This window comes from Brevundimonas sp. (assembly GCF_965279155.1).
Taxonomy (GTDB): Bacteria; Pseudomonadota; Alphaproteobacteria; order Caulobacterales; family Caulobacteraceae; genus Brevundimonas.
The window spans coordinates 1,864,421-1,888,180 of the sequence record NZ_OZ257138.1; the positions used below are offsets into that span (position 1 = coordinate 1,864,421).

Consider the following 23,760-nt stretch of genomic DNA (forward strand, 5'->3'; position numbering starts at 1 on the left):
TGTTCGGGACCGGGGGACATGAGCGGCCCTATAGCGTGTTACTTTATAACAGTCGAGAGGAATTCGACGTCATAGCCAGTCGGCGAACGGCTCGCGGTCCAGCATTTCCTCATAGGTCGGTCGCGGCCGGATCACGGCCCACTGATCGCCGTCCACAAGGACCTCGGGGACCAGGGGCCGGCTGTTGTATTCGCTCGACATCACCGCGCCGTAAGCCCCCGCCCCGGTGAAGACGACCAGGTCCTCGGCCTCCAGCGGAGGCAGGTCGCGGTCGCGCGCAAAGGTGTCGCCCGTCTCGCACACCGGCCCGACCACATCGTGCGGCAGGCGCTCGCCCACGCGCGGATTGACCGGCTGGATGTCGTGGAAGGCGTCGTACAGCGCCGGCCGCATCAGGTCGTTCATCGCCGCGTCCAGCACCAGGAAGCGCCGCCCGTCCGAGCGTTCGTTGACCTGGATCACCTGGCTGAGCAGCACGCCGGCGTTGGCGGCCAGCAGCCGCCCCGGCTCGAACGCCGCCTCGACGTCCAGGCCCTCCAGAACCCGCGCCGCCATGGCGACATACTCGGCCGGCGACGGCGGTTCGGTCCCACCCGAATAGGGCACGCCCAGCCCGCCGCCCAGATCCAGCCGCGTCACGGCATGGCCCTGGGCCCGCAGATCCCGCGTCATCTCGGCCAGCACCGTGAAGGCGGCCTCCAGCGGGGCCAGGTCGGTGATCTGGCTGCCGATATGACAGGCCAGCCCCACCGGCGTGACATGGGGCGAAGCCGAAGCTCGCGCGTACAGCCCCATCGCCTCCTCGACCGGCACGCCGAACTTGTCGCCCTTGCCGCCCGTGGTGATCTTGGCGTGACCGCCCGCGCCGACGTTGGGATTGACCCGCACGGCGATGGCCGGAGACATGTCCATCATGGCGGCGATGGCGATCAGCCGGTCCAGTTCCGCGCCGGATTCGATATTGATCTGGCGCACGCCGACGCTGATGGCGAAGGCCATTTCCACGTCGGTCTTGCCCACGCCGGAAAAGATGATCCGGTCGGACGGCACGCCTGCCGCCAGCGCCCGGCGGATTTCACCTTCGGACACGGTGTCGGCCCCGGACCCCAGTTTCGCCAGGGTCGCCAGCACCGACAGGTTGGAGTTGGCCTTGACCGCAAAGGCGATCAGCGCCTCGCCCAGAGCATCGCGATGCGCATCGGCGGCGGCGCGCAGCAGGCCGTAATGCCGCTTCAGCGTCGCGGTCGAATAGACATAGGCCGGCGTGCCAACCTCGTCCGCGATCAGCTCCAGCGGCACGCCCTCGGCATACAGGGCGCCGTCCTTGAGGTCGAAATGGTGCAACGGTTACCGCGGGTCGTTCTGGGCGGCGCCGGCGCCGATGGGGTTGGACGGGCCGCCGTCGATCGGCACGCTGCTGGACGGGCGGTTCATGGTCGCCGGCTCGGGCAGATGCGGCGCGCGGCCGTCGCGCGGCGCGCGTTCAGTCTGGCGCACCGGCGATTCCAGATCGGCCATGCGGCCGCAGGCGGAGGTCATAAGGGCGAGCGCGCCCACGACGATGAGGGTTCTTTTCACAGGCGGGCTCTCCAGTCGGCGATACGCGCACGGACCTGTTCCGGCGCGGTTCCCCCATAGCTTTGACGGCTTTCGCAGGAAGCCTGGGCGGTCAGCACCTTGTAAACCGCTTCGGTGATCCCCGGCTCCAGTTTCTGCATTTCTTCCAGCGGCAGTTGCGACAGATCCACGCCCAGCGCCTCGGCCTGTTTGACGGCCGCGCCCGTCACATGGTGCGCCTTGCGGAACGGCAGGTTCAGCTCGCGCACCAGCCAGTCGGCTAGATCCGTCGCGGTCGAGAAGCCTGCGCTCGCCGCCTGGGCCATGCGTTCGGTATTGGGTTGCAGCGCCGCCACCATCGCCGTCATGGCGACCAGGGCCAGGTCCAGGGCGTCGAACGCCTCGAACACCGGCGGCTTGTCCTCCTGCATGTCCTTGGAATAGGCGAGCGGCAGGCCCTTCATCACCGTGGACAGGGCGACCAGCGAGCCCATGATCCGGCCCGTCTTGGCCCGCACCAGTTCGGCGGCGTCCGGATTGCGCTTCTGCGGCATGATCGACGACCCGGTCGTCAGGTCGTCGGGCAGAGAGGCGAAGCCGAACATCGGCGTCATCCAGATCACGATCTCCTCGGCCAACCGCGACAGGTGGCCGGCGGTGATCGAGGCGGCGGCCAGGCTCTCCAGCGCGAAATCGCGGTCCGACACCGCATCCAAGCTGTTCGCCATCGGCCGATCGAAGCCCAGTTCCGCCGCCGTCATCTGCCGGTCGATGGGGAAGGGCGAACCGGCCAGGGCAGCGGCGCCCAGCGGGCTTTCGTTCATCCGGACGCGCGCGTCGGCGAACCGTCCCGCATCGCGGCCGAACATCTCGACATAGGCCATCAGGTGGTGACCCAGGGTCACGGGCTGGGCCGTCTGCAAATGGGTGAAGCCGGGCATCAGGTCGCCCGCATGCTGTTCGGCGCGCGCCAGCAGTGCGGCTTGCAACGCCTTTAACTGAGCGACCGAACGATCGCAGGCGTCGCGCACCCAAAGGCGGAAATCGACGGCGACCTGGTCGTTGCGGCTGCGCGCCGTGTGCAGGCGGCCGGACGGTTCGCCGATCAATTCGTTCAGCCGCGCCTCCACATTCATGTGGATGTCCTCGAACTGATCTCGGAAGGGGAAGGTGCCGGCCTCGATCTCGGATTCGATGGCGTCCAGCCCGCCCAGGATGGCTTCGGCGTCAGCCTGCTGGATGATGCCCTGCTTGGCCAGCATGCGACAGTGGGCGCGCGACCCCGCCAGATCCTGGCGCCATAGACGCTGGTCCACGCCGATGGAGACGTTGATCGCCTGCATGATTTCTGCAGGGCGCGACGAAAAGCGTCCGCCCCACATGTCTTGACCCGCGGGCTTCACCGGCGCAGTCGAACCGCCAGATGGCTTGGCGTCGGAAGAGGTGGATTCAGTCATGAGCGGCTCTAGGAAGGCGATCTGGGCGGTCGTCGGCGCGGTCGTCGTCATCAGCACCATCGCCGGCGCCGGCGGCATGGCGATGTCGCTATACGCCAATCATCGCCAGAAGGCGCAAGTCGAACAGGCCGCAACCGCCGCCGCGACGCCAAAAAGCGACCTGGCGCGGTTCGCCGTCGGCCCCTTGGCGGCGCTTTCGACCCCGGCTCAGGCCGAAATGGCTCCTGAATATGCGTTTCGCGACCGCACCGGCACGGCCGTCCGCTTCTCGGCCTTCCAGGGCAAGGTGGTCGTCGTGAACCTGTGGGCCATGTGGTGCGCGCCGTGCAAGGCGGAGATGCCGACGCTTCAGGCCCTGGCCAAAGTTTATGAGGCGAACGAGGATCTGGTGGTCCTGCCGATCAATGTGGACGCCACGCCAGAGGCGGCGGCCGAGGCCAGACGCTTCCTCGACGCCCACGCCCCCTTGCCCTTCTACAGCGACATTCGTTTCCAGCTGCCGTTCGAGTTTCCGGGCAAGGGCGCCATGCCGCAGACGATCATCCTGGATCGCCAGGGCCGTATCCGCGCCACCATGGCGGGCGAGGCGGACTGGTCCAGCCCCCAGGCCCGCGCCCTGATCGACGCGGTGCTGGCGGAAGGCGGCTCACCGCCTCCCGCCTGATCCGTGCTTCAGTTGTCGGCCGGGACGCGTTGGTCGGTGGCGGGATTGATCGCGCCCGGCTTGCCTTCAGCAGCAGCTTCAGCCTGCTCGCCTTCCAGCTTGTTCGCGACATGCCCCGCGCCGGTCTCGACCGCCTGAGCGGCCTTCATCGCCCCGCCCTCGATCACTTCGCCGGCCTGCGACGCGACATCCGCCGTCTTGTCGGCGGCGGCCTCGGCATGGGCTTCGGTCTTTTCCTGCTCGGCCTGGGTGCAGGCGGCGGCGCCCAGGGTCAGGGCGGCGACGGCCGCCATCAAGGCTTTGGTTCGGATCGTCATGGCGGATCTCCGGTCAAGGTTAAGGTCTCGACCGAGAACGCAGCACCACGGCGCAGGTTGCAGCATCAAGATTCGCAAGCGGGACCATAAGCGCAAGCGTGCGACTTGATGCGAAAGTGGGGCCCGGCGATGGCGCCCCGCGCAGAGGTCGAGCGCGCCAAGGGATAAAACCTGACACCGCAACCGTAAGTCCCTGCCGATGGCCCGTCGGATTTGCCACATGGGCGCAGACATGAGAGCTTGGCTGATCAGGAGAAAGCCATGCTCTCAACCCCCCTCATTTTCGCATCCGCGCTTGCGTTTCAAGCGTCCGCTCAAACGCCACCCGTGACGACGGCACCTTCCCCTCAGACCGGCGCAACGCAACAGCAGCCGGCGCCGCCCCGCGCACGACGTATCTGCGAACAGCGCGCCCCGACCGGACGCCGGCTGGAGCAAAGAATTTGCTACACGCCCGAACAATATGCCGCGCTTGTCGAGGCCAAGCGCAAAGAGGCGCAGGAACTCCAGGGCGGCAACAATGTTCAGAATGACCGGGGCATCGTCGGCATCCCGAACCCAAACTAGGCCCCACTAAAGATGCTGGCCTTCGAAGCGTGGTGACTGGAGGCGGGATCGAACCGCCGACCTGTGGGTTATGAATCCACCGCTCTAACCATCTGAGCTACCCAGTCCCGGGCCTGCGCGAGGCCAAGGGCCAGCGCGAAAGAGGCGTGCCTATATCGCCGTCGGGCGCGCGGTTCAAGTCGTCTCGGTGCAGATCGTGCGGCGATAGGGCGCAAGACGCCGCAGGGCCGGAACGGTAACGCTGGCGTCGCCGTTCCCGAACCAACGCCTGTTTCCCATCGGAGCCTTCGCCAATGCGCCTGATCGTCGCCGCCGCCTCGACGTCCCTGCTTGTCCTCGCCGCCGCCTGTGGCGCGAACGGCGAAAGCGCGAACGCCCCGCCCCAGGCCGGCGCACCGCTGGAGACCCGGCAGGCCAACAATCCCGATCAGCAGCCGGCTTTCGCCGGCCAAACGCGCGCGCCGGGCGTCAAGACCGCACAGGCGATGGCTCACACGGTGGTCGCCTCCGGCCTGGCTCATCCCTGGGGCCTTGCCGCCCTGCCCGACGGTCGCTGGCTGGTGACGGAAAAGTCCGGTCGCCTGCGCATCATCACCGCCCAGGGTCAGGTGGGGGAGCCGGTCGCGGGCTTGCCAGCCGTCGATGCACGCGGTCAGGGCGGCCTGCTGGATGTGATCGTCAGCCCCGACTTCGCCCAGGATCGCATGATTTACTGGAGCTATTCCGAACCGCGTCAGGGCGGCAACGCCACCTCCGTCGCCCGCGCGCGGCTGTCAGACGACGGATCGCAGGTGGAGAATGTTCAGGTCATCTTCCGCGCCCTGCCTATCTATGACGGCGACAAGCATTTCGGCTCGTCCCTGGCGTTCGCGCCGGACGGCAAGCTGTTCATCACCCTGGGCGAACGCTCCGACCGGCCCATGCGGCCCCAGGCCCAGGATCTGGGCTCGCACATGGGCAAGACCATCCGCATCAACGCCGACGGCACGGTTCCGCAGGACAATCCCTTCGTCGGTCGCGCCGGCGCCCTGCCCGAGATCTGGAGCCTGGGCCACCGCAACGTCCAGGGCATCGCCGTCCAGCCAGGAACGGGCACCGTCTGGACCATCGAACACGGCACGCGCGGCGGCGACGAGGTCAATATCGACAAGCCGGGCCTGAACTACGGCTGGCCCGACGCGGCTTACGGCGTCGAATACGCCGGCGGCCAGATCAACACCGGCGCGACCCAGGTGCCGGGCACGGAACAGCCCGTCTATTACTGGGATCCGGTGATCGCGCCGGGTGGCGCGACCTTCTATCAGGGCGCCATGTTCCCCGGCTGGGACGGAAACCTGCTGGTCGCGGGGCTGAAGGAAAAGCATATCGCCCGTCTGATGATCCAGAACGACCGCGTGGTCGGAGAGGAGCGTCTATTGACCGACCTGGGCGAACGCGTCCGCGACGTAGCAGTCGGCGCCGACGGCTCGGTCTGGGCCATCACCGACGAGGAAAACGGCAAGCTGGTCAGGCTGGCGGCGACGCAGTAACCTTCAAACGCCGGGGGGCTAATGAGGGAGCGCGTCGACGCTCCAGGGAGCACCGAGCCATGCGTATCCTCATTCTCTCCGCCGCGATCAGCCTGCCCTTGCTGGCGGCCTGCGGCACGATGGGCGGCGTCAGCAGCTATCAGAAGGACATGGACGCGCTGGAGGCGGAATGCAGCCGCAGCCAGGGCATTCTGACGCCGACCGGCCTGCAGACCGGGCGCCCCCAGACGGAATACGCCTGCAAGATCACCGGCGGCGCGACACGTATTCCGCCGCGCTGACGGAACACGAGCGGGCCAGTCAGCCATGCCCGGTCCGCTCGCCAGAGGCGTCGAAACTCATCTTGAATCGAAAAACACCGGACCCATGGCACGGCGTCATGCGGCTTATTACTTGACGTTGACGTAAACGTAGGGTTCTTGGCGTTCACGCTTGGAACCGCCCTGCCCCTCATGTCGCGACCCGCCACGTGGTGAGCCTAGGGGCCAAAGATGGAGACCTACTCCCATGGCTGACGCCTATATCTACGACGCCGTCCGCACGCCGCGCGGCAAGGGCAAAAAGGACGGCTCGCTGCACGAGATCACCGGCCTGAGCCTGGCGACCCAGGTTCTGGAGGCCTTGCGCGACCGCAACGATCTGGACACGTCCAAGGTCGACGACGTCATCCTGGGCTGCGTCACCCCTGTGGGCGAACTCGGCGCCGATATCGCGCGCACGGCCGTGCTTTCGGCCGGCTGGTCGCAATATACTGCGGGCGTTCAGGTCAACCGCTTCTGCGCCTCGGGCCTGGAAGCCGTGAACATGGCCACCGCCAAGGTGAAGTCCGGCGAAGCCGACTTCGCCGTCGGCGGCGGGGTCGAGGTCATGAGCCGCGTGCCCATGGGTTCGGACATGGGCGCCTGGCCCACCGATCCGTCGTCGGCCTTCCCGACCTATTTCGTGCCGCAAGGCGTGTCGGCGGACATGATCGCCACCAAATACGGCTTCAGCCGCGACGACGTAGACGCCTATTCGGTCGAGAGCCACAAGCGCGCCGCCAAGGCCTGGGCCGAAGGCCGGTTCAAGAACTCGGTCATCGGCGTCAAGGACCAGCTGGGCCTGACCATCCTGGACCATGACGAGACCATTCGTCCGAACACGGACATGCAGGCCTTGGGCGGCCTGAACCCCTCCTTCGCCATGATGGGCGAGATGGCCTTCGACAGCGTGATCAACCAACGCTACCCCGAGGTCGAACGCGTCAATCACGTCCACACCCCCGGCAACTCGTCCGGCATCGTCGACGGCTCGGCCGGCGTGCTGATCGGTTCGCTGGAAGCCGGCCAGGCCCTGGGCCTTAAGCCGCGCGCCAAGATCCTGGGCGGCGCCTCGATCGGCTCGGAGCCGTCGATCATGCTGACCGGCCCGGAATATGTGACCCGCAAACTGCTGGGCAAGCTGGGCATGACCCCCGACGACATCGACGTGTGGGAGCTGAACGAGGCCTTCGCCGCCGTCGTGCTGCGCTACATGCAGGCCCTGAACATCGACCACGCCAAGATGAATGTGAACGGCGGCGGCATCTCGATGGGCCACCCCCTGGGCGCCACCGGCGCCATGATCACCGGCATCGCCCTGGACGAGCTGGAACGCTCGAACAAGTCGACGGCCCTGATCACCCTGTGCATCGGCGGCGGCATGGGCACCGCCACCGTCATCGAACGCGTCTGAGGATCACACCCATGGAAAACTTCAAGATCGACGTCGACGCCGACGGCATCGCCCTGATCACGTTCGACGTGCCGGGCCGTTCGATGAACACCCTGACCTCTTCGGTGATGGCGGAAATCCCCGAACTGGTCGAACGCATCAAGACCGACGACGCCATCAAGGGCGCGGTCATCACCTCGGGCAAGGCTTCGGGCTTCTGCGCCGGGGCGGATCTGGGCGACATGGCCGGCGGCGTCCTGTCGGGCGGCGGTGATTTGCAGAAGGCGTTCGACGCCGGCTGGAAGCTGAACGGCGCCTTCCGCGCGCTGGAAACCTCGGGCAAGCCGATCGCGGCCGCGATCAACGGCCTGGCCCTGGGCGGCGGGCTGGAGTTCACCCTGGCCTGCCATTATCGCGTGGTCGAGAACGACAACAAGATCCAGCTGGGCCTGCCCGAGATCAAGGTCGGCCTCTTCCCCGGCGGCGGCGGCACCCAGCGCCTGACCCGACTGGTCGGCGTTCAGAACGCCATGATGGCCATGAGCGAAGGCAAGTCCTTCCGCCCCAACGACGCCAAGGGCGCCGGCATCGTCCATGAGGTGGTCGAAAAGGGCCAGTCGGTCGAGGCCGCCAAGACCTGGATCAAGGGTGGCGGAAAAGCCGTCCAGCCGTGGGACGACAAGTCCTTCAAACTGCCCGGCGGCGGCCCCTATCACCCGGCCGGCATCCAGAACTTCATGGTCGGCAACGCCATGCTGCGCAAACAATCCTACGGCAACTATCCGGCCGTCGTGAACCTGATGAAGGCGGTCTACGAAGGCGCACAGGTGCCGATGGATGCGGCCCTGCGCATCGAGACCCGCTATTTCATCAAGACCCTGATGACGCCGCAGGCCCAGGCCATGATCCGCAGCCTGTTTCTGTCCAAGCAGGAGCTGGACAAGGGCGCCGTGCGTCCCGCCGGCGTGCCCAAGTCCGATCCCAAGAAGGTCACGGTCATCGGCGCCGGCATGATGGGCGCCGGCATCGCCTATGTGCAGGCGCTCGCCGGCATCGAGACCATCCTGATCGATCAGACCCAGGAGGCCGCCGACAAGGGCAAGGCCCATGTCGAGGAGCTGCTGAAGAAGCGCCTGTCGCGCGGCCAGCTGACGCAGGAGAAATACGACGCCCTGCTGGGTTCGGTCACGGCGACGACCGACTATGACCTGATCAAGGGTTCGGACCTGGTCGTCGAGGCCGTTTTCGAAAGCCGCGAGATCAAGGCCGACGTGACCAAGCGCGCCGAAGCGCAACTGGCCGAGGGCGCCGTCTTCGGCTCCAACACCTCGACCCTGCCGATCACCGGCCTGGCCGAGGCCTCGGTGCGGCCGGAGGACTTCATCGGCATCCACTTCTTCTCGCCCGTCGACAAGATGATGCTGGTCGAGATCATCCTGGGCGAAAAGACGGGTCAGGCCGCTATCGCCAAGGCGCTGGACTATGTGCTGAAGATCAAGAAGACGCCGATCGTCGTCAACGACAGCCGCGGATTCTACACCTCGCGCTGCTTCTCCACCTTCCTGATGGAGGGCATGGCGATGCTGGAAGAGGGCTACGGCCCGGCCCTGATCGACAATGTCGGACGAATGACCGGCATGCCGCGTGGCCCGTTGGAGATGCACGACGACGTCGCTCTGGACCTCTCCTACAAGATCGCCAAACAGACCCGGGCCGACCTGGGCGACAAGTATGTGGCCAACGAGGGCGAGCAGATCGTCGCCACCATGGTCGAGGGTGGACGCTTCGGCCGAAAGAACGGCAAGGGCTTCTACGACTATGATCAGAAGCCCAAGACGCTTTGGGCAGGCCTGGCCGACCTCGCGCCGACCACCAAGGGCATCGACAAGCCCGAGGAGGCGACCGCCTTCGCCCAGATCGACGAGTTGAAGACGCGCCTGCTGTATCGCCAGGCCGTCGAGGTCGCTCGCTGCTGGGCCGAGGGCGTCATCGATGACCCCCGCGAGGCTGACCTGGGGGCCATCCTGGGCTGGGGCTTCGCGCCTTGGACCGGCGGCCCGATCAGCATGATCGACGGCATCGGCCTGGCCCAGTTCGTGGAAACGGCGGACCGCCTGGCCGCTGCGTACGGCGACCGGTTCAAGGTGCCGCAGTTGCTGCGCGACATGGCCGCCAAGAACGAGACCTTCTACGGCAAGTTCGCCCCGTCGAAGGCCGCCGCCTGATCGGTGCAGATAGCTTTAAACTACGGAACGGGCGGCCTTCGGGTCGCCCGTTTTCGTCTGGCCTATCTTTCTTCCGCTCATCCCGGCGAAAGCCGGGACCCAGTGCTTTGGGCGATCCGGCTCGTCCTCTGGCCCAGTCAATCAATCCAACGCAGTGCCGAGCGACAGAACTGGGTCCCGGCTTTCGCCGGGATGAGCGGATATCTGAATCCGGCCTCAAGTAGCGCGAACGCGCGATAGGCCAAAAGAAAGACCCGCCCGACACGAGGTCGAGCGGGTCGCTCCGCCGCCCTTCGCGGGGTCGGTGGCGGGTCGCTGGGGGCGACGGAGTGGGGGAAAAGACCGGGCCGTAGCCGGAGCGCGAACCCTTCAGGTCCGCCCCGGCCGCCCAGCCTCTTGTCTTGGCGTCAGCCTTCGAGATCCTGACCTTCGTCCGGCTCGGGTGTGCCCAGCAGTTCGTCGGCGATCTTGTTGGTCGAGGCCCGCACCGCCTTCTCGATCGAGACGGCGATGTCCGGGTTCTGTTTCAGGAATTCGCGCACATTCTCGCGGCCCTGGCCGATCCGGGTCGAGTCATAGCTGAACCAGCTGCCCGACTTCTCGATGATCCCGGCCTTCACGCCCAGGTCGATGACCTCACCCAGTTTGGAGATGCCCTCGCCGTACATGATGTCGAAGATAACCTCGCGGAACGGCGGGGCGACCTTGTTCTTGACCACCTTGACTCGGGTGGTGTTGCCGACCACCTCGTCGCGGTTCTTGATCGCGCCGGTGCGGCGGATGTCCAGACGCACCGAGGCGTAGAACTTCAGCGCATTGCCGCCCGTCGTCGTCTCGGGCGAGCCGTACATGACGCCTATCTTGTGACGGATCTGGTTGATGAACAGGACGATGCAGTTCGACTTGGAGATGGACGCCGTCAGCTTGCGCAGCGCCTGGCTCATCAGACGCGCCTGAAGGCCCGGCAGGCTGTCGCCCATCTCGCCCTCGATTTCGGCGCGCGGCGTCAGGGCGGCGACCGAGTCGATCACCACGATATCCACCGCGCCCGAACGCACCAGGGTGTCGACGATCTCAAGCGCCTGTTCGCCCGTGTCGGGCTGCGACACCAGAAGATCGTCCAGATTGACGCCCAGCTTCTGGGCATAGCCCGGGTCAAGCGCGTGTTCGGCGTCCACGAAGGCGGCGACGCCGCCGGCCTTCTGAACCTCGGCGACCGTATGCAGGGCCAGGGTCGTCTTGCCCGAGGATTCAGGGCCGAACACCTCGATCACCCGCCCGCGCGGCAACCCGCCGATGCCGAGCGCCATGTCCAGACCCAGCGATCCGGTGGACACCGAGGGGATCACGTCGGCGACCCCGCCCTTTCCCAGTTTCATCACCGAACCCTTGCCGAAGGCGCGATCGATCTGTGCGATCGCCGCCTCCAGGGCGCGTTGCTTGTCGCCGTCGTCCTTGCCCACCAACTTGAGTGCTGCCTGTGAAGCCATTGCCTTCGTCTCCCTTGCCATGATTCCCGTCATTAAGCTTGGGAGAGACCCGCCTGGACCCGCCCCCGTTTCGTGAAGACGACTATGTGCATGGTTTGTTCTGGTTCACAAGATGTTCTCATCGATCAAAACAAGAACATCAAAAAGGCACGTCCGTTTTTGACGTAAGCTCACCGCGTCAGGCGATGGCCCTCGCCGCCAGGGCGACCCCGCATCCAGCCACAAGGCAGACAGCCGCGAGCCCGCCGATCACCCGCACCTCGCCTGCCGATGTCGGCGCCAGCGGCCGGGCCGTCAGCACCGCCAACAGGGCGATCAGACCCAGCGCGCCGGGCAGGTCCATGCCGACGCCGAGAAACACGCCGTGCCCCTGGACCAGCAGCCATCCGCCCACGCCTACGGTTGCGACCGCTGCCGGGATCAAGGCGCGCCAGGGAGCCAGGCTGGCTCCGATCACGGCCGCAATCGCTGCGGCGAGCGCGGCGATCAGGCCGGGCCAGAGGAAGAGGAAGGCCGCCTCGGGCGCCACGGCCTGGATCAACCCGCCCAGGACCAACACCAGCACGATCAAGCCCAGCCAACCGCCCCAGGGCGTCTCGTCCTCGCCCGAGGGCCACAGGCTCAGCCCCACAGCGACCACCGCCGCCCCGACGACCAGCAGGCTGAACCCGCCCAGAGCCGTCGCAAGCACCGCCGCCGCGGCGACGACCCCGGCCGTGACCCTGCGGCCGATCCGTCCCCGCCTGACGACCAGGGCCATGACCAGCCCCGCGACCGCCAGCGCCACGCCGACCTCCAGCACCGGCAGGCACCGCAGCAGGGTGTAGTAGGTGTCGGCCGAATCGATCCGGCTGCCGACCGGCCCGGCCAGCACCCGCACGGCCTGGCCGACGACGACGGCGCTGGCCAGCAGCCACAGTCCATCGGTCGCGCCCCGCACCACCGACATCGCCCTCAGCCCCGTCGCGTGGTGCGCGCCCCAGGCGGCGAAGGCGGTCGCAAGACCGGCGACGATCAGAAGGATCCAGCCGACCGCCGGTGGATGACGCACGACGAACAGACCGTACACATCGGCATAGACCGCATTCTGCGTCGCCTGCGGCAGGTTTGGCGCGCGCAGGAAGGCGTCGGCGGTTTCCAGCGCCTGGGATCCGATATGCTGCAGACTGCCCTGGTCCAGCGCTTCGGGCGTCGAGGACGGCGAATGATACTGGGCCGGGCGGCCGATGAAGGCCAGGTTGATCCCCGCCAGTTCGCGCCCAGCCGCAACGGTGAAATCCGTGCCGTTGGGCATCAGCCGATAGATGAAGATCGCCAGGGCGTTGCTGGACGGGCCGCCGGTCGCCTTCTGCGTCGCCTGGGCGTGGCGGGCGATGGTCTCGGCGTTGCCGGGGCCGGTCTCGAACATCATGGCGCGACCGCCGCCGCCCCGCGCTTCCAAATTGATCACCGCCCCGATGCGGTCGCGCAACGGATGCTCGCTGAAGAAGGCCCGCGCCCCGTCCAGGTTCAGCTCCTCTGCATCGGTCAGCAGCACGACCAGCGTCCTGTCCGCCCCGCCTCGCGCCTTGATCGCCGGCACCGCCTCCAGGATCGCCGCGACGCCGCTCGCGTCATCGGCGGCGCCCGGCGAGTTCGGCACGCTGTCGTAATGGGCCATCAGGGCGACGGCGGGCAGCCCGGGATTTCGTCCCGGCAGAACCCCCACGATATTGACAGCTCTCAGCGCGCCGGCGTCGCCGCCGTCCTTCACGATCCGCGCCACCGCCGCCGGCGACAGGGCGCCGGATTGCAGGCTGGGCTGCAGCCCGAGCGCGGCCAGACGCTGGACCAGATAGGCCTGGACCTGCTGATGTTCGGCCGATCCGACAGGATGCGGCGCGCGGGCGATGCGGCGCACATCGACCATAGCCCGCTCGGCGGAAAAGCCGATGGCGGGCGTCGAGGCCGGCAGGGGCGCGGGCGTCTGGCTGGCGAAAACGGCCAGCCCCAGGGCGGCGGCCAGGGACGCGAGAAACAGGACCAGCCGCATACTCAAATCCCCCGATCGATCAGACGCTCAGTCAGCCTTGAACGACCGCTTTGCGCAAGTGCGGCCCAAAGGCCTCACCGCCGGACGATATTGCGCGCCGCGACATTGCCCGTGGCGCCATCGCTGTCGTTTGCGCTGGAGCCGAACGGCCAGCCCCGGTCGTCACCGCAATAGCGCCGTCCGCCCTCGCGCGAGCCGATCACCACCGCGCGCGGATGCAGCCAGCCGGCCCCGGTGAAGACATTGTCCGTGATCTGATTATAGGACGGCGTCTGGTGCCGGATCACCCCGTCCTCGCCGCAGTTTCGATACAGGAACACCCCGCCCTTGCCGCCCAGGGCCAGCCGGTTGCCGACGATGCGGTTGGCGCCCGATCCGTCCACGGCGATCTGCTCGCGCCCAGTTCGGATGTGGAAATCGTTGTCCTGAATCAGGGCGCCCGCGCTCTCGGCGTCCAGATAGATCGCCGCAGAAATTGAACGCCCTGAGAAGGTCGAACGCGTCACGGTCGTGCGCGTCACGCCCGGCCCGACGTAGAGGGGAATGGTCCCCGCCCCCTCGAACCGCACCCGGTCCAGGGTGACCCGGATCGGCGCTGCGGACTGGGCCGCCTGCGTATGGCCGGCGGTGCGCGACGAGGCCAGCAGGTCGCGCATCGACCCGCCCGCCCCCATGCCCCAGATCCGCACATTGCCGACGACTGCGCAGTTGCGCACCGTGACATCGACCGGCCGCGACCACGCGTCTCCATCTCGCCTGGACCAGACGGCGACGGTCGGGGCAGAGGTCGTCGCCTGGCCCGGCGCACGCACGGCGCCCCCGCCGCAGTCCAGCGACGCGCCCGACGCCTCGGCGCCCTCGATCAGGACGCGGCGGCGAACATCGGCTCCAGACAGTTGGGCCCGGCACCTGAGACGATACGGCTGGTCGGACGGTGTCGTCAGTTCGCGCAGTTCCTGCGCCGTGCAGGACCGGTCGGCAGGCGGCGCCTGAAACGCCAGGGCGGCCAGGGCGAGCCACAGCGCCATGTCAGGGCAGGACGGTCGCCAGGGCCGCGCGTTCAGCAGCACAGCCGGGGTTGGTCAGGCCGCTGCGACGCGCGGCCTCCAGTTCCGCTCGCGCCGCAGCGGCGTCAGCCTGAAAGGCGGACGTCTGCATAGTCTCAACGACGACGGCCCGGCCGATCTGCTCACCCACAGCGACATCGGTCGGATAATGCATGGCGCAGATCAGGCGGCTGACGCCGATCTGATGGCCGATCCTTCGCACGGCCTCGGCGCGATCCGGCTCCAGCGCCGCGAAGGCCTCGCCATAGGCCATGCCGACGGCGGCGCTGCCGGACGGATAGGAGGCGCTGTTTCGCGCGGCGGCGTTCACCACCTGACAGGCGCGTCGGTTGGGATCGTCGCCGACCGGTCGGGGCCGCGCCTGTCGCGCCTTCACCCGTTCCGCCACGCTGTTCGCGTCATGAAAGACCCGCGCCATCAACCGATCCAGCGCCGGGGTCTCGGCCGACCCGAGCCGCACGCCCAAGGCGCAGTCGAAATGCTGCAAGGCCAAGGGCGGACGCAGTTCCGCATGGGAGGTCGCCAGCAGCCAGCGATCACTGTCTTCCAGCGCGACATAGCGCGCGGAGGCCGCCTTGTCCGCCAGGTCTTGGGCCGACCCAACCGCAGGCGGCAGCGGGACCGCCTCGGCCAGCCGCGCGATCGCGCCCTCGGCCAGAAATCCCTCGCTCGGCGTCGTCACGGCCGGTTTCGGGGCGCCGGCGCAACCGACGACCAGCAGGATCGCCGTCGCCGCGCCTAGGGCGGCGACCGGCCTCACTGCCCGGCGCTCCAGCCCAGCTGGACCGAGGTCGCGCCCGCATCCATGGGCGCCGCCACGACCTGGAGCGACGGCCCGTTCGCCTGGTCGCCTGCCGCGCCATAGGCCCGCGCCTCGCCCTGGTTCATGCCTGTGACGGATCGCAGCCCAGCCGCCTCCGCCCGCTCGCGATAGAAGGCCACGACCTGATCCGGCGAGGCGTCTGTGGTGAAGGTGACCAGACCGCCGGCGCCCGCTTCGCCGCCTGCCAGCAGCGGCTGTCCCTCGACCTGGGCGCCCGGATAAAGCGCCGCAAAGGCCGGCGCGCCGTCGATCGCAGGCGCGGCCGCGACGGTCGCGTCGTCGGACGGCGCGACCGGGTCAGGCGCCGGCGGCTCTGCGACCACCGCAGTGGCAGCCGCATCGGGCGCCTGTTTCGCATCGGCCGGCTTGGCCGTGCGGTCGCATCCGGCGAGACAGAACAGAACCACGGCGGCGGCTGCCGCCCTACGAAGCTTCATCGAGAGATCGTCCCTGACCGAGTTTGGTCGAAGCGCCACCGTGGCGCATGCGTGCGGCTGCAGCAAGGCGCCGTCGTCAGTCCCCACGCTCGGCCGCATCAGCGGACTCACGTCCCTCTTCCGCCAGGGCGTCGTTGATCTCGCGTGAATCAGGATCGTCGTCAGATCCCGAAGCCGATCCGCCCCGCAGCGATCCCGCACGCGTGTCCGATCCCGAATCGCTGCCGTCGAGGGCGTCGATCAGCGTGTCCGCCTTGTGCCCCAGATCCGGCTTTTCGCCCATGTCGGCGGCCTCTCTTGCGTCATCGCAATCCACTTCGGGCTTGTTGGGATCGATGTCCGTCATGGCGCAGGTCTCCGTGGTGAGGATTTGAGTCTTAAAGCGCCCGACCCGGTTGCGGTTCCGCCCCCGCGCCCTTGAACCTCGGCGCACAACCCCGATCTAGGCGTCATGATCCCGTTCTCAGTTCTCGACCTCTCCCCCATCGTCGAAGGCGGCGACGCCCGCCGCGGCCTGGACGAAACCCTGGCCCTGGCCCAGGCCGCCGACCGTCTCGGCTACGAGCGGTTCTGGCTGGCCGAGCACCACAACATGCCGGGCATCGCCAGTGCGGCGACGTCCATCGTCATCGGCCATGTGGCGGCGGGGACGCAGCGTATTCGCGTCGGCTCCGGCGGCGTCATGCTGCCCAATCACGCGCCCCTGGTCGTCGCCGAACAGTTCGGCACGCTGGAGACCCTGTTCCCCGGCCGGATCGACGTCGGCCTGGGCCGTGCGCCCGGCACGGACGGCGCTACCGCCCGTGCGCTCCGTCGCTATTTCGAAGGCGCCGACCAGTTCCCGCGCGACGTGGTCGAGTTGATCCAGTGGTTCGAGCCGGCGTCCGAAAACCAGCCCGTCCGCGCCGTGCCCGGCGCCGGGCTGCGCGTACCCGTCTGGCTGCTGGGCTCCAGCCTGTTCAGCGCCGAGCTCGCCGGCCAACTAGGCCTACCCTACGCCTTCGCCAGCCACTTCGCCCCCGAACTGCTGCTTGAGGCCCTGGCTCTGTATCGCCGCAGCTTCACCCCTTCCGACCGCCTGGCCAAGCCCCATGCCATGGCCGCGATCAACGTTTTCGCTGCCGACACGGACGAGGAGGGCATGCGCCTGTCCACCTCCATGCAGCAGAGCTTCGCCCGCCTCTCGACCGGCAAGCCCGGCAAACTGCCCCCGCCGGTCGATGACATCACCACCATCCTGACGCCGCAACAGATCGAGGGTGCCAAGGGCCGCCTGCTCTATTCCGCCGTCGGCGGACCCGAGACCGTCAAGCGCCAACTCACCGACTTCATCGCCCTGACCGGCGTGGACGAGCTGATGGTCACTGGCATGATGTTCGACAACGCCGCCCGCATCCACAGCCTGGAAATCGTCGCCGAGGCGCGCGAGCAGATGGCGATAGCCGACGCGGCCTAAAGCGCTTTCAGAAACTCCAGCAGCAGCCCGTTCACCTCTGCCGCCCGCTCCTGCTGGATCCAATGCCCCGCCCCAGGCACGACCACCGACCGGGTCAGCCCCGGCGCCCAGTCCTTCAACCCCGCCTCATGCCCCCCGGCATAGTGACGTACGGGATCGTCCTCGCCGACGACGAACAGGGCCGGTGGCGTGATCTTCTGGTCCTGCACGAAGGCCGTCAGCGACCAGTTCAGGTCCATCGCGCGATACCAGTTCAGCGGCCCGTCGAACCCACCGGCCGAGAAGGCCTGCACATATTCGTCGAAATGATCCGCGCTCATCCACGGCGGCAGGGTCGCGTCGCCGGCGATGGTGTCCAACAAGGCCACGCCCTCGGGCATGAAGCCGGTCGATTTCCTCACCGCCGGGGTCGCCCCGTCATAGGCGTAGAACAGCTTCCTCAACGCCGTCGCCGGATCGGCGTCCATCGGCAGATGGGCGTCCGGCACCTGGAACCGGCTGATGTAGAGATCGCCCAGTCCGGCCCGTTTCGAGATCGCGGCCATGGCGGCGGTGGGCGGTCCCTTGGGCCGGCGCGGCTGGAACGGCACCGACAGGCCCGCCACCGCGGTGAAGACATCGGGCCTCAACAGGGCGCAGTGCCAGGCGACCGGCGCGCCCCAGTCGTGGCCCACGACGACGCAGGACCGCTTGCCCAGCGCCCGGACCAGATCCACCATGTCCCCGACCAGATGCAGGATGGAATAGGCCTCCACCCCCGCTGGCTTCTCGGTCCCGCCATAACCCCTCATGTCCGGGGCTGCGACGTGGTATCCTGCCTGGGACAAGGCCTCGACCTGGGCTCGCCAGCTGATCCCCAGTTCGGGAAAGCCGTGGATCAGCAGGACCAGCGGCGCGTTGTGGTCCGCGAACCCGGCGTCCAGAACCTGTTGGACCAGGCCGTCGGTCTTGATAAGCCGCGTTCGCATTCCACCCTCTTTCGCGGTCTTCGCCGCGTCTAGTTTCGTCAGGACGGACATGACCCGCCTCGTCACCTTTGCGGACGGTACGACCGTTCCCGCCCTCGGCCAAGGCACCTGGGAGCTGGGCGACGACCCGGCCTGGCGCGACGAGGAGCAGCAGGCCCTGGCCCGCGGCATCGACCTGGGCATGACCCTGATCGACACGGCCGAACTGTATGGCGACGGCCGCTCGGAGCGGCTGGTGGGCGAGGTCATCGCCGACCGCCGCGACGAGGTCTTCCTGGTCTCCAAGGTCCGGCCCGAGAACGCCTCGGAGATGAAGATGATGCTGGCCTGCGAGAAGTCGCTTGAACGGCTGGGCGTCGAACGGCTGGATCTCTACCTGCTGCACTGGGAAGGCAATGTCCCGCTGGAAGAGACCGTCGAGGCCTTCCGCGACCTGGTCGACGAGGGGATGATCGCCCGCTGGGGCGTATCCAACCTGGACCTGCGGACCATGGAGCAGCTGATGGAGATCGAGGGGGGCGAGGACTGCGCCGCCAACCAGCTGCTCTATAATCTGGCCTCGCGCGGGGTGGAGTTCGATCTGCTGCCGTGGATGCAGGCGCGCGACATGCCGATGATGGCCTATTCGCCCCTGGGACGCGGCGAACTGCTGGAACAGCCCCTGATCCGCGACATCGCCAATCGCCATTCGGCCAGCCCGGCCCAGGTCGCCCTCGCCGCCGTCCTGCGCCACGACGGCGTCATCGCCATCCCCAAGGCCAGCTCCGTCGAACACGTCGAGGCCAATGCCGACGCCCTGGAAATCCAGTTCGACCTGGAAGACCTGGAACGGCTGGACGAGGCGTTCCGGGCGCCGAACCATGCGGTGCCGCTGGATATTATCTGAGTTCCAGAGCTTTAATTCGTCACCCTCGGGCTTGTCCCGAGGGCCCACCGCAGGTTCAGGCTCGGCAGTCTGACGTTCAGGGCGTGACTTACAGCGTCTTGCGACCGAGCTTGCCTTACCGTGGGCCCTCGGGACAAGCCCGAGGGTGACGGGTTTGAGATAAAAGAGGATTTTTGGTCCTAGAGACCCGAAACCTCATCATCAGCGATCACTCCCAGCAGTCGCACCCGCTCTTCATCCGTATACGGAATAACCGCCCCTCGCCCCCACACCGGATCGGGCCAAAGGCCGTCGTCTCGCCTCCGCCCGACCACATGGACATGCAGTTGCGCCGTCACATTGCCGATGGCGCCGACGTTCAGCTTCTCCACCACACCCAACTGCCGAACCAGCGCCCCGGCCCGCACCGTTTCCTCCATCAGCATGGCCCGCTGCTCGACGCTCAGATCCTCCAGCTCCACCACCCCCTCGACGCGCGGGATCAGGATCAGCCAGGGAAACCGCGCATCGTCCTGGAGCCGCACATGGCACAGCGGCCATTCGGCGGCGGCGACCGATCCGGCCTCGAAGGCGGGCGCAACCTCAAACCCCATCAGTTCAGCCCGTAGATGACGCAGGCGCTGTCGGTCAGGGTCTGCAACGGCGGTTGCAGCGCCAGCCGCGCCGCCTCGATCTGAGCCTCGCTGGGCCCTTCACCGCCAGAGATCGGCGCCGGCGGCGGGGGCGCCGCGAATTCCATCCGCGCCTCCGACCGAGACCCCGTCACCACGATGTCGTCCACCGTCGTCGCCTGTCCTCCGACGGCGTAGGACGGCCAGCCCGCCAGCACGTCCGTCTGACAGACCCGCCCCGACGGATCGATGATCTTCACCCGGCCCAGGGTCGCGCCCGCATTCGTCGCCGCCGCCTCGGCCCGGCGGCGCGCATCCTTCATCGCCTCGGCCTGAAGATTGGCCTTCCAGCTGTTCTCCGGCTCCAGGTTGAAGTTCACCTGACCGATCGACGTCGGGCGCGAGGCCACGATGGTCGCATAGACCCGCTCGATCAGGCGCACGTCGCGCACCGTCACGCTAACCGAGGCGTCGGCCTGATACCGGGCCACACGGTCGGCGCGGGTGTTGTCGCGCATCACCCCGTTCTCGTCGCGGTATTGATCATACAAGGGCCGGGTGGTGACGCTGGTCTCGACCCGCACCTTGTCCGCACCATAGGCCGACAGAGACTGGCTCAGCGCCCGCACCTGGTCGGCGGCGGCGCGCGAAGCCTCGGTGACGCTGCGGTCCACCGACTGGAAACTGGCGGAGACGAAGGCGCGGTTGGCCTGGATCTCGACCCGCACCTGGCCGACCGAGGCGATCACCGGATCGCGCATCCACCAGGGGGCGGGGATATAGCGATCGCCGATCGTGGCGGGCGGCGTCTGGGCCAGAACCGGCGCAGAAGCGACGACGGGCGCGGCGCCCAGCAGCAGGGCGAGAGTGAGAGAAGGGCGCATCGAAATCCTCCGGTTGGGACCAGACCTTCGCAGCCCCGACCAAGGCCGTAAAGCGAGGTTCTTGCGACAGTCGCGAGAGGGGTCTAGACCGCCCGCACGATTAATCCCCATTTCGCACACGCAATAAACGGAGACATCCATGGCTCGCGCGAAGATTGCCCTTATCGGCGCCGGCATGATCGGCGGAACCCTGGCCCACGTGGCCGCGCGCGAAGCCCTGGGCGACGTGATCCTGTTCGACATCGCCGAAGGCACGCCACAAGGCAAAGCCCTCGACATCGCCGAGGCCACCGCCGTCTTCGGCTCGGACGTGGCCCTGAAGGGCGCCAATGACTATGCCGACATCGCGGGCGCCGACGTCTGCATCGTCACCGCCGGCGTGCCGCGCAAGCCGGGCATGAGCCGCGACGACCTGATCGGCATCAACCTGAAGGTCATGAAGGCCGTCGGCGAAGGCATCAAGGCCCACGCCCCCAACGCCTTCGTCATCTGCATCACCAACCCGCTCGACGCCATGGTCTGGGCCCTGCAGAAGTTCTCGGGCCTGCCCAAGGAGAAGGTCGTCGGCATGGCCGGCGTGCTCGACTCGGCCCGCTTCGCCTACTTCCTGGCCGAAAAGACCGGCGTGTCGGTTCAGGACATCCACGCCTGGACGCTGGGCGGTCACGGCGACGACATGGTGCCCATGGTGCGCCACTCGACCGTCGGCGGCCTGCCCCTGCCCGACGCCGTCGCCGCCGGCCTGCTGAGCCAAGCCGACTTGGACGCCATCGTCGACCGCACCCGCAAGGGCGGCGGCGAGATCGTGGCCCTGCTGAAGACCGGCTCGGCCTTCTACGCCCCGGCTGAATCGGCCATCGCCATGGCCAAGTCCTACCTGCTGGACCAGAAGCGCGTACTGCCGTGCGCCGTCTGGCTGTCGGGCGAATACGGCCTGTCGGACCTCTACGTCGGCGTCCCCGCCCTGATCGGCGCGAACGGCGTCGAGAAGGTGATCGAGTTCACCACCAACGACGAAGAAAAGGCGATGTTCGAAAAGTCCGTCGCCTCGGTCCAGGGCCTGCTGCAAGCCTGCAAGGATATCGACGCCTCGCTGGCTTAACGCCAGCGAAGGGCGCTATCGCGCGGCTCGCGGAGCCGCGCTGCTTGAGCGCTTTGTTGTCGAAGGAAAGGGCTGCGGAGCGATCCGGAGCCCTTTTTCTTTTCCCTTCTCCCAGTGGGAGAAGGTGGCCCGCAGGGCCGGATGAGGGTCGGCCAGTGGGCCAAATCGCACGAGCGCGCCCCTCACCCTTTCGCACCAGAACGACGGCTATCGCCGCCGTGTGCTCAAGCCCTCTCCCACAGGGAGAGGGACGTCATTGCGGTTGGTATTCCATCTCGCCTGAGAACTTGGGCAGCAGTTGCAGCCAGACCGCCAGCGGGTCCACCAGTTGAGCCACGCCTTCGCCTGACAGCACGACGACATCGTACTGCACCGTCGCCGTCGGGGTCTCCGCGGCCGTGTGGAAGGCTTTCAGATAGCGGTTGTCGCGGTTCCAGGCATTGACCTTGTCCAGCGTCGCGCCCGCGCCCGGCACGACGGCGCTGAACTGGACCTCGCCGCAGCCGCCCGCCTCGCATCCGTAGAAGAACACCGCCCAGGTCAGGCCCGCATTGGTCACGGTGAAGAAGGTCAGGCCGTTCTGTGTCTGCACCGGCCCGACGCGCCCGCCCAGTCCGGTGATCTAGGTCCCGACCTCGGCCGGCGTCAGACCGCGACTGGCCGCAGCCGGCGCCGTTTGAGCCAAGGCCGCCCCCGCCGTCAGCGGCGACAAACTCAAAGCAACTGCCGCAATGGGGGCGGCGGCGAGGGCGAGGCGGCGCATGGAAACTCTCCGAAGGTCAGCCCCCACCCTAGCCGTCAGTCGCGGACGTGCGCCAGCCAGTCCTTGCTCTGCATCTCGTTGAACCGCGACACGGTCCGCTCGAACTCGAACGCCCCTACCCCCTCGGTATAGAGGGCCTCCGGCTTGGCCGCCGCCAGCACGATCAGCTTGGTCTTGGCCTCGTAGAGCGCGTCCACCAGCGTCACCAGACGCCGCGCCTCGTGGTGATTGGCCGAACTCAGGATCGGCACATCCTCCAGGAACAGGGTGTGGAACCGCTGGGCGATGGCCAGATAGTCCTGCGGCCCCAGCGGCTTGCTGCACAGTTCCGCGAACGTCGCCCGCGCCATCGATCCGACGGTGCGTTCCACCACCACGTCGCGGCCCAGCACGGTCATGTGCGACGGCTCCTCCGGCTCCCCACCCTTCAGCTCGCGCCACAGATCCTCGAACGCCGCCCGGTCGTCAGGCGTGTGCCAGACCTGGGCCGAAGTCATCCGGTCCCGCCGCCAGTCGCGCGCGCCAGCCATCTCCACCACCGCGCAACGCTCGCGGATGATGTCGATGAAGGGGACGAACAGCTGACGATTGATGCCGTTCTTGTACAGGTCCTCGGGCGCCCGGTTCGAGGTGATGGCCAGCACCACCTTGTCCTCGAACAGGGCCTCGAACAGCCGGCCCAGGATCATGGCGTCGGCGATGTCGGTGACCTGCAGTTCGTCGAAACACAACAGCCGTGCCTCAGACGCGATCAGTTTCGCGATCGGCGGGATCGGGTCGTCGCCCTTGTGGGTGCCGAACACGGCCTTCCTCGTCTTGGCATCCCCCTCGCGCCACTGTTTCACCAGGTCGTGGATGCGGGCCATGAAGGCGTGGAAGTGGGCGCGCGTCTTTCGCGGCTCGGGCGTCGCCGAATAGAACAGGTCCATCAGCATCGACTTGCCCCGCCCCGGCGGGCCGTAGAGATAGACGCCCCGCACCTCCGGCGCCTTGCCGAACAGGCCGCGCCTGGCCAGATCGACCTCCAGCCGCTCCAGCGCCGCGATCACAGCGCTTTGCGCCGGATCGGGCGTCAGCACGCCCTCTTCCACGCGGATATCGTAGGCGTTGCGGATGCGGGAGGTCATGGGACGGCTGCTTAACGCCCCCTCCGCCGAAAAGCGATTGCTTCGCGGCCCCGAACGCCTATTTGCAATGCCGAACACCACACCAAAAAAAGGCGCTCAAGCAGCA

The 23,760-nt window shown here is 67.6% G+C and carries 25 protein-coding genes and 1 tRNA gene; 9 read left to right on the forward strand and 17 right to left on the reverse strand.

The features are described 5' to 3' along the window. Nucleotides 1–69: 69 nt before the first annotated feature. From lysA to argH, 3 genes are read right to left on the reverse strand one after another with little or no spacing between them, the layout of a single operon-like run. Entirely contained in the window at nucleotides 70–1,344 is a 1,275-nt protein-coding gene (lysA, locus tag ACQY72_RS08945) for a diaminopimelate decarboxylase (RefSeq protein WP_428153086.1), read from the reverse strand. A 3-nt stretch (nucleotides 1,345–1,347) separates the two neighbouring features. Next, complete coding sequence (locus ACQY72_RS08950) at nucleotides 1,348–1,578, reverse strand: hypothetical protein (RefSeq protein WP_428153087.1); 231 nt, start codon at nucleotides 1,576–1,578, stop codon at nucleotides 1,348–1,350. Then, nucleotides 1,575–3,014, reverse strand: coding sequence for an argininosuccinate lyase (argH, locus tag ACQY72_RS08955; protein WP_428153089.1), 1,440 nt, complete (start codon nucleotides 3,012–3,014; stop codon nucleotides 1,575–1,577). The genes ACQY72_RS08950 and argH overlap by 4 nt, the downstream gene beginning before the upstream one ends. Here argH and ACQY72_RS08960 point away from each other — a divergent pair. Beyond that, nucleotides 3,013–3,678 carry a TlpA family protein disulfide reductase gene (locus tag ACQY72_RS08960; RefSeq protein ID WP_428153090.1) on the forward strand — a complete coding sequence of 222 codons (666 nt, stop codon included), beginning with the start codon at nucleotides 3,013–3,015 and terminating at the stop codon, nucleotides 3,676–3,678. The genes argH and ACQY72_RS08960 overlap by 2 nt on opposite strands. An 8-nt stretch (nucleotides 3,679–3,686) precedes the next feature. Here ACQY72_RS08960 and ACQY72_RS08965 read toward each other — a convergent pair whose 3' ends face one another. Then, complete coding sequence (locus ACQY72_RS08965; protein ID WP_428153091.1) at nucleotides 3,687–3,995, reverse strand: hypothetical protein; 309 nt, start codon at nucleotides 3,993–3,995, stop codon at nucleotides 3,687–3,689. A gap of 261 nt (nucleotides 3,996–4,256) precedes the next feature. Between ACQY72_RS08965 and ACQY72_RS08970 the strand changes: the two genes are divergently transcribed. After that, nucleotides 4,257–4,562: a hypothetical protein gene (locus ACQY72_RS08970; RefSeq protein ID WP_428153093.1), complete on the forward strand. Its 306-nt coding sequence runs from the start codon at nucleotides 4,257–4,259 to the stop codon at nucleotides 4,560–4,562. A gap of 30 nt (nucleotides 4,563–4,592) precedes the next feature. Here ACQY72_RS08970 and ACQY72_RS08975 read toward each other — a convergent pair. After that, nucleotides 4,593–4,669: transfer RNA gene (locus ACQY72_RS08975), tRNA-Met, on the reverse strand. A 186-nt stretch (nucleotides 4,670–4,855) separates the two neighbouring features. Between ACQY72_RS08975 and ACQY72_RS08980 the strand changes: the two genes are divergently transcribed. The 4 genes from ACQY72_RS08980 (at nucleotide 4,856) to ACQY72_RS08995 (ending at nucleotide 10,008) form a co-directional block, all read left to right on the forward strand. Beyond that, nucleotides 4,856–6,091 (forward strand): PQQ-dependent sugar dehydrogenase, encoded by a 1,236-nt coding sequence (locus ACQY72_RS08980; protein WP_428153094.1) that lies wholly within the window; start codon nucleotides 4,856–4,858, stop codon nucleotides 6,089–6,091. 59 nt (nucleotides 6,092–6,150) lie between these two features. Further along, complete coding sequence (locus tag ACQY72_RS08985; protein ID WP_428153096.1) at nucleotides 6,151–6,372, forward strand: hypothetical protein; 222 nt, start codon at nucleotides 6,151–6,153, stop codon at nucleotides 6,370–6,372. Nucleotides 6,373–6,598: 226 nt separating this feature from the next. Next, on the forward strand, nucleotides 6,599–7,804 hold the full coding sequence (locus ACQY72_RS08990; RefSeq protein WP_428153097.1) for an acetyl-CoA C-acetyltransferase: 1,206 nt from the start codon (nucleotides 6,599–6,601) through the stop codon (nucleotides 7,802–7,804). A gap of 11 nt (nucleotides 7,805–7,815) precedes the next feature. Then, nucleotides 7,816–10,008, forward strand: a complete 2,193-nt coding sequence (locus tag ACQY72_RS08995; protein WP_428153098.1) for a 3-hydroxyacyl-CoA dehydrogenase NAD-binding domain-containing protein — start codon at nucleotides 7,816–7,818, stop codon at nucleotides 10,006–10,008. 407 nt (nucleotides 10,009–10,415) lie between these two features. Here the strand turns inward: ACQY72_RS08995 and recA are convergent, their stop codons facing one another. The 6 genes from recA to ACQY72_RS09025 all read right to left on the reverse strand — a co-directional run bounded on the left by recA (nucleotide 10,416) and on the right by ACQY72_RS09025 (nucleotide 16,203). Continuing rightward, entirely contained in the window at nucleotides 10,416–11,498 is a 1,083-nt protein-coding gene (gene recA / locus ACQY72_RS09000; RefSeq protein ID WP_372693284.1) for a recombinase RecA, read from the reverse strand. A 178-nt stretch (nucleotides 11,499–11,676) separates the two neighbouring features. Beyond that, a complete protein-coding gene (locus ACQY72_RS09005; RefSeq protein WP_428153100.1) occupies nucleotides 11,677–13,530 on the reverse strand; it encodes a M20/M25/M40 family metallo-hydrolase in 1,854 nt (617 codons plus the stop codon). 74 nt (nucleotides 13,531–13,604) lie between these two features. Continuing rightward, nucleotides 13,605–14,558 carry a right-handed parallel beta-helix repeat-containing protein gene (locus ACQY72_RS09010; protein WP_428153102.1) on the reverse strand — a complete coding sequence of 318 codons (954 nt, stop codon included), beginning with the start codon at nucleotides 14,556–14,558 and terminating at the stop codon, nucleotides 13,605–13,607. Between the two features lies 1 nt (nucleotide 14,559). Next, complete coding sequence (locus ACQY72_RS09015) at nucleotides 14,560–15,357, reverse strand: phosphatase PAP2 family protein (RefSeq protein WP_428153103.1); 798 nt, start codon at nucleotides 15,355–15,357, stop codon at nucleotides 14,560–14,562. Then, complete coding sequence (locus ACQY72_RS09020; protein WP_428153105.1) at nucleotides 15,354–15,857, reverse strand: hypothetical protein; 504 nt, start codon at nucleotides 15,855–15,857, stop codon at nucleotides 15,354–15,356. The genes ACQY72_RS09015 and ACQY72_RS09020 overlap by 4 nt, the downstream gene beginning before the upstream one ends. 76 nt (nucleotides 15,858–15,933) lie before the next feature. Then, nucleotides 15,934–16,203 (reverse strand): ribonuclease, encoded by a 270-nt coding sequence (locus ACQY72_RS09025; protein WP_135194032.1) that lies wholly within the window; start codon nucleotides 16,201–16,203, stop codon nucleotides 15,934–15,936. Between the two features lie 105 nt (nucleotides 16,204–16,308). Between ACQY72_RS09025 and ACQY72_RS09030 the strand changes: the two genes are divergently transcribed. Next, on the forward strand, nucleotides 16,309–17,313 hold the full coding sequence (locus tag ACQY72_RS09030) for an LLM class flavin-dependent oxidoreductase (protein WP_428153107.1): 1,005 nt from the start codon (nucleotides 16,309–16,311) through the stop codon (nucleotides 17,311–17,313). Here ACQY72_RS09030 and ACQY72_RS09035 read toward each other — a convergent pair. Beyond that, nucleotides 17,310–18,281 (reverse strand): alpha/beta fold hydrolase, encoded by a 972-nt coding sequence (locus ACQY72_RS09035; protein ID WP_428153108.1) that lies wholly within the window; start codon nucleotides 18,279–18,281, stop codon nucleotides 17,310–17,312. The genes ACQY72_RS09030 and ACQY72_RS09035 overlap by 4 nt on opposite strands. Before the next feature lie 49 nt (nucleotides 18,282–18,330). Between ACQY72_RS09035 and ACQY72_RS09040 the strand changes: the two genes are divergently transcribed. Next, nucleotides 18,331–19,167, forward strand: a complete 837-nt coding sequence (locus ACQY72_RS09040; protein WP_428153110.1) for an aldo/keto reductase — start codon at nucleotides 18,331–18,333, stop codon at nucleotides 19,165–19,167. A 179-nt stretch (nucleotides 19,168–19,346) separates the two neighbouring features. Here the strand turns inward: ACQY72_RS09040 and ACQY72_RS09045 are convergent, their stop codons facing one another. After that, entirely contained in the window at nucleotides 19,347–19,760 is a 414-nt protein-coding gene (locus tag ACQY72_RS09045; RefSeq protein ID WP_428153111.1) for an HIT domain-containing protein, read from the reverse strand. Continuing rightward, on the reverse strand, nucleotides 19,760–20,662 hold the full coding sequence (locus ACQY72_RS09050; protein WP_428153113.1) for an SIMPL domain-containing protein: 903 nt from the start codon (nucleotides 20,660–20,662) through the stop codon (nucleotides 19,760–19,762). The genes ACQY72_RS09045 and ACQY72_RS09050 overlap by 1 nt, the downstream gene beginning before the upstream one ends. 139 nt (nucleotides 20,663–20,801) lie before the next feature. Here ACQY72_RS09050 and mdh point away from each other — a divergent pair, with 139 nt between their 5' ends. Further along, a complete protein-coding gene (mdh, locus tag ACQY72_RS09055; RefSeq protein ID WP_428153115.1) occupies nucleotides 20,802–21,764 on the forward strand; it encodes a malate dehydrogenase in 963 nt (320 codons plus the stop codon). A 253-nt stretch (nucleotides 21,765–22,017) separates the two neighbouring features. Here mdh and ACQY72_RS09060 read toward each other — a convergent pair whose 3' ends face one another. The 3 genes from ACQY72_RS09060 to zapE are packed head-to-tail and all read right to left on the reverse strand — an operon-like array spanning nucleotide 22,018 to nucleotide 23,654. Next, on the reverse strand, nucleotides 22,018–22,356 hold the full coding sequence (locus ACQY72_RS09060; protein ID WP_428153116.1) for a YbjN domain-containing protein: 339 nt from the start codon (nucleotides 22,354–22,356) through the stop codon (nucleotides 22,018–22,020). 30 nt (nucleotides 22,357–22,386) lie between these two features. Further along, the gene (locus ACQY72_RS09065) at nucleotides 22,387–22,527 is read right to left on the reverse strand and encodes a hypothetical protein (RefSeq protein ID WP_428153117.1); all 141 of its coding nucleotides are present in this window, start codon (nucleotides 22,525–22,527) and stop codon (nucleotides 22,387–22,389) included. Between the two features lie 35 nt (nucleotides 22,528–22,562). After that, complete coding sequence (gene zapE, locus ACQY72_RS09070) at nucleotides 22,563–23,654, reverse strand: cell division protein ZapE (RefSeq protein ID WP_428153118.1); 1,092 nt, start codon at nucleotides 23,652–23,654, stop codon at nucleotides 22,563–22,565. Nucleotides 23,655–23,760 lie beyond the last annotated feature (106 nt).

Bases quoted from the DNA above. Each gene is read 5' to 3' on its own strand.
- ACQY72_RS08960 (WP_428153090.1), top strand. From the start codon at position 3,013: ATGAGCGGCTCTAGGAAGGCGATCTGGGCGGTCGTCGGCGCGGTCGTC.
- argH (WP_428153089.1), bottom strand. From the start codon at position 3,014: ATGACTGAATCCACCTCTTCCGACGCCAAGCCATCTGGCGGTTCGACT.
- ACQY72_RS08965 (WP_428153091.1), bottom strand. From the start codon at position 3,995: ATGACGATCCGAACCAAAGCCTTGATGGCGGCCGTCGCCGCCCTGACC.
- ACQY72_RS08970 (WP_428153093.1), top strand. From the start codon at position 4,257: ATGCTCTCAACCCCCCTCATTTTCGCATCCGCGCTTGCGTTTCAAGCG.
- ACQY72_RS08980 (WP_428153094.1), top strand. From the start codon at position 4,856: ATGCGCCTGATCGTCGCCGCCGCCTCGACGTCCCTGCTTGTCCTCGCC.
- ACQY72_RS08985 (WP_428153096.1), top strand. From the start codon at position 6,151: ATGCGTATCCTCATTCTCTCCGCCGCGATCAGCCTGCCCTTGCTGGCG.
- ACQY72_RS08990 (WP_428153097.1), top strand. From the start codon at position 6,599: ATGGCTGACGCCTATATCTACGACGCCGTCCGCACGCCGCGCGGCAAG.
- ACQY72_RS08995 (WP_428153098.1), top strand. From the start codon at position 7,816: ATGGAAAACTTCAAGATCGACGTCGACGCCGACGGCATCGCCCTGATC.
- recA (WP_372693284.1), bottom strand. From the start codon at position 11,498: ATGGCTTCACAGGCAGCACTCAAGTTGGTGGGCAAGGACGACGGCGAC.
- ACQY72_RS09005 (WP_428153100.1), bottom strand. From the start codon at position 13,530: ATGCGGCTGGTCCTGTTTCTCGCGTCCCTGGCCGCCGCCCTGGGGCTG.
- ACQY72_RS09010 (WP_428153102.1), bottom strand. From the start codon at position 14,558: ATGGCGCTGTGGCTCGCCCTGGCCGCCCTGGCGTTTCAGGCGCCGCCT.
- ACQY72_RS09020 (WP_428153105.1), bottom strand. From the start codon at position 15,857: ATGAAGCTTCGTAGGGCGGCAGCCGCCGCCGTGGTTCTGTTCTGTCTC.
- ACQY72_RS09025 (WP_135194032.1), bottom strand. From the start codon at position 16,203: ATGACGGACATCGATCCCAACAAGCCCGAAGTGGATTGCGATGACGCA.
- ACQY72_RS09030 (WP_428153107.1), top strand. From the start codon at position 16,309: ATGATCCCGTTCTCAGTTCTCGACCTCTCCCCCATCGTCGAAGGCGGC.
- ACQY72_RS09035 (WP_428153108.1), bottom strand. From the start codon at position 18,281: ATGCGAACGCGGCTTATCAAGACCGACGGCCTGGTCCAACAGGTTCTG.
- ACQY72_RS09040 (WP_428153110.1), top strand. From the start codon at position 18,331: ATGACCCGCCTCGTCACCTTTGCGGACGGTACGACCGTTCCCGCCCTC.
- ACQY72_RS09045 (WP_428153111.1), bottom strand. From the start codon at position 19,760: ATGGGGTTTGAGGTTGCGCCCGCCTTCGAGGCCGGATCGGTCGCCGCC.
- ACQY72_RS09050 (WP_428153113.1), bottom strand. From the start codon at position 20,662: ATGCGCCCTTCTCTCACTCTCGCCCTGCTGCTGGGCGCCGCGCCCGTC.
- mdh (WP_428153115.1), top strand. From the start codon at position 20,802: ATGGCTCGCGCGAAGATTGCCCTTATCGGCGCCGGCATGATCGGCGGA.
- ACQY72_RS09065 (WP_428153117.1), bottom strand. From the start codon at position 22,527: ATGCGCCGCCTCGCCCTCGCCGCCGCCCCCATTGCGGCAGTTGCTTTG.
- zapE (WP_428153118.1), bottom strand. From the start codon at position 23,654: ATGACCTCCCGCATCCGCAACGCCTACGATATCCGCGTGGAAGAGGGC.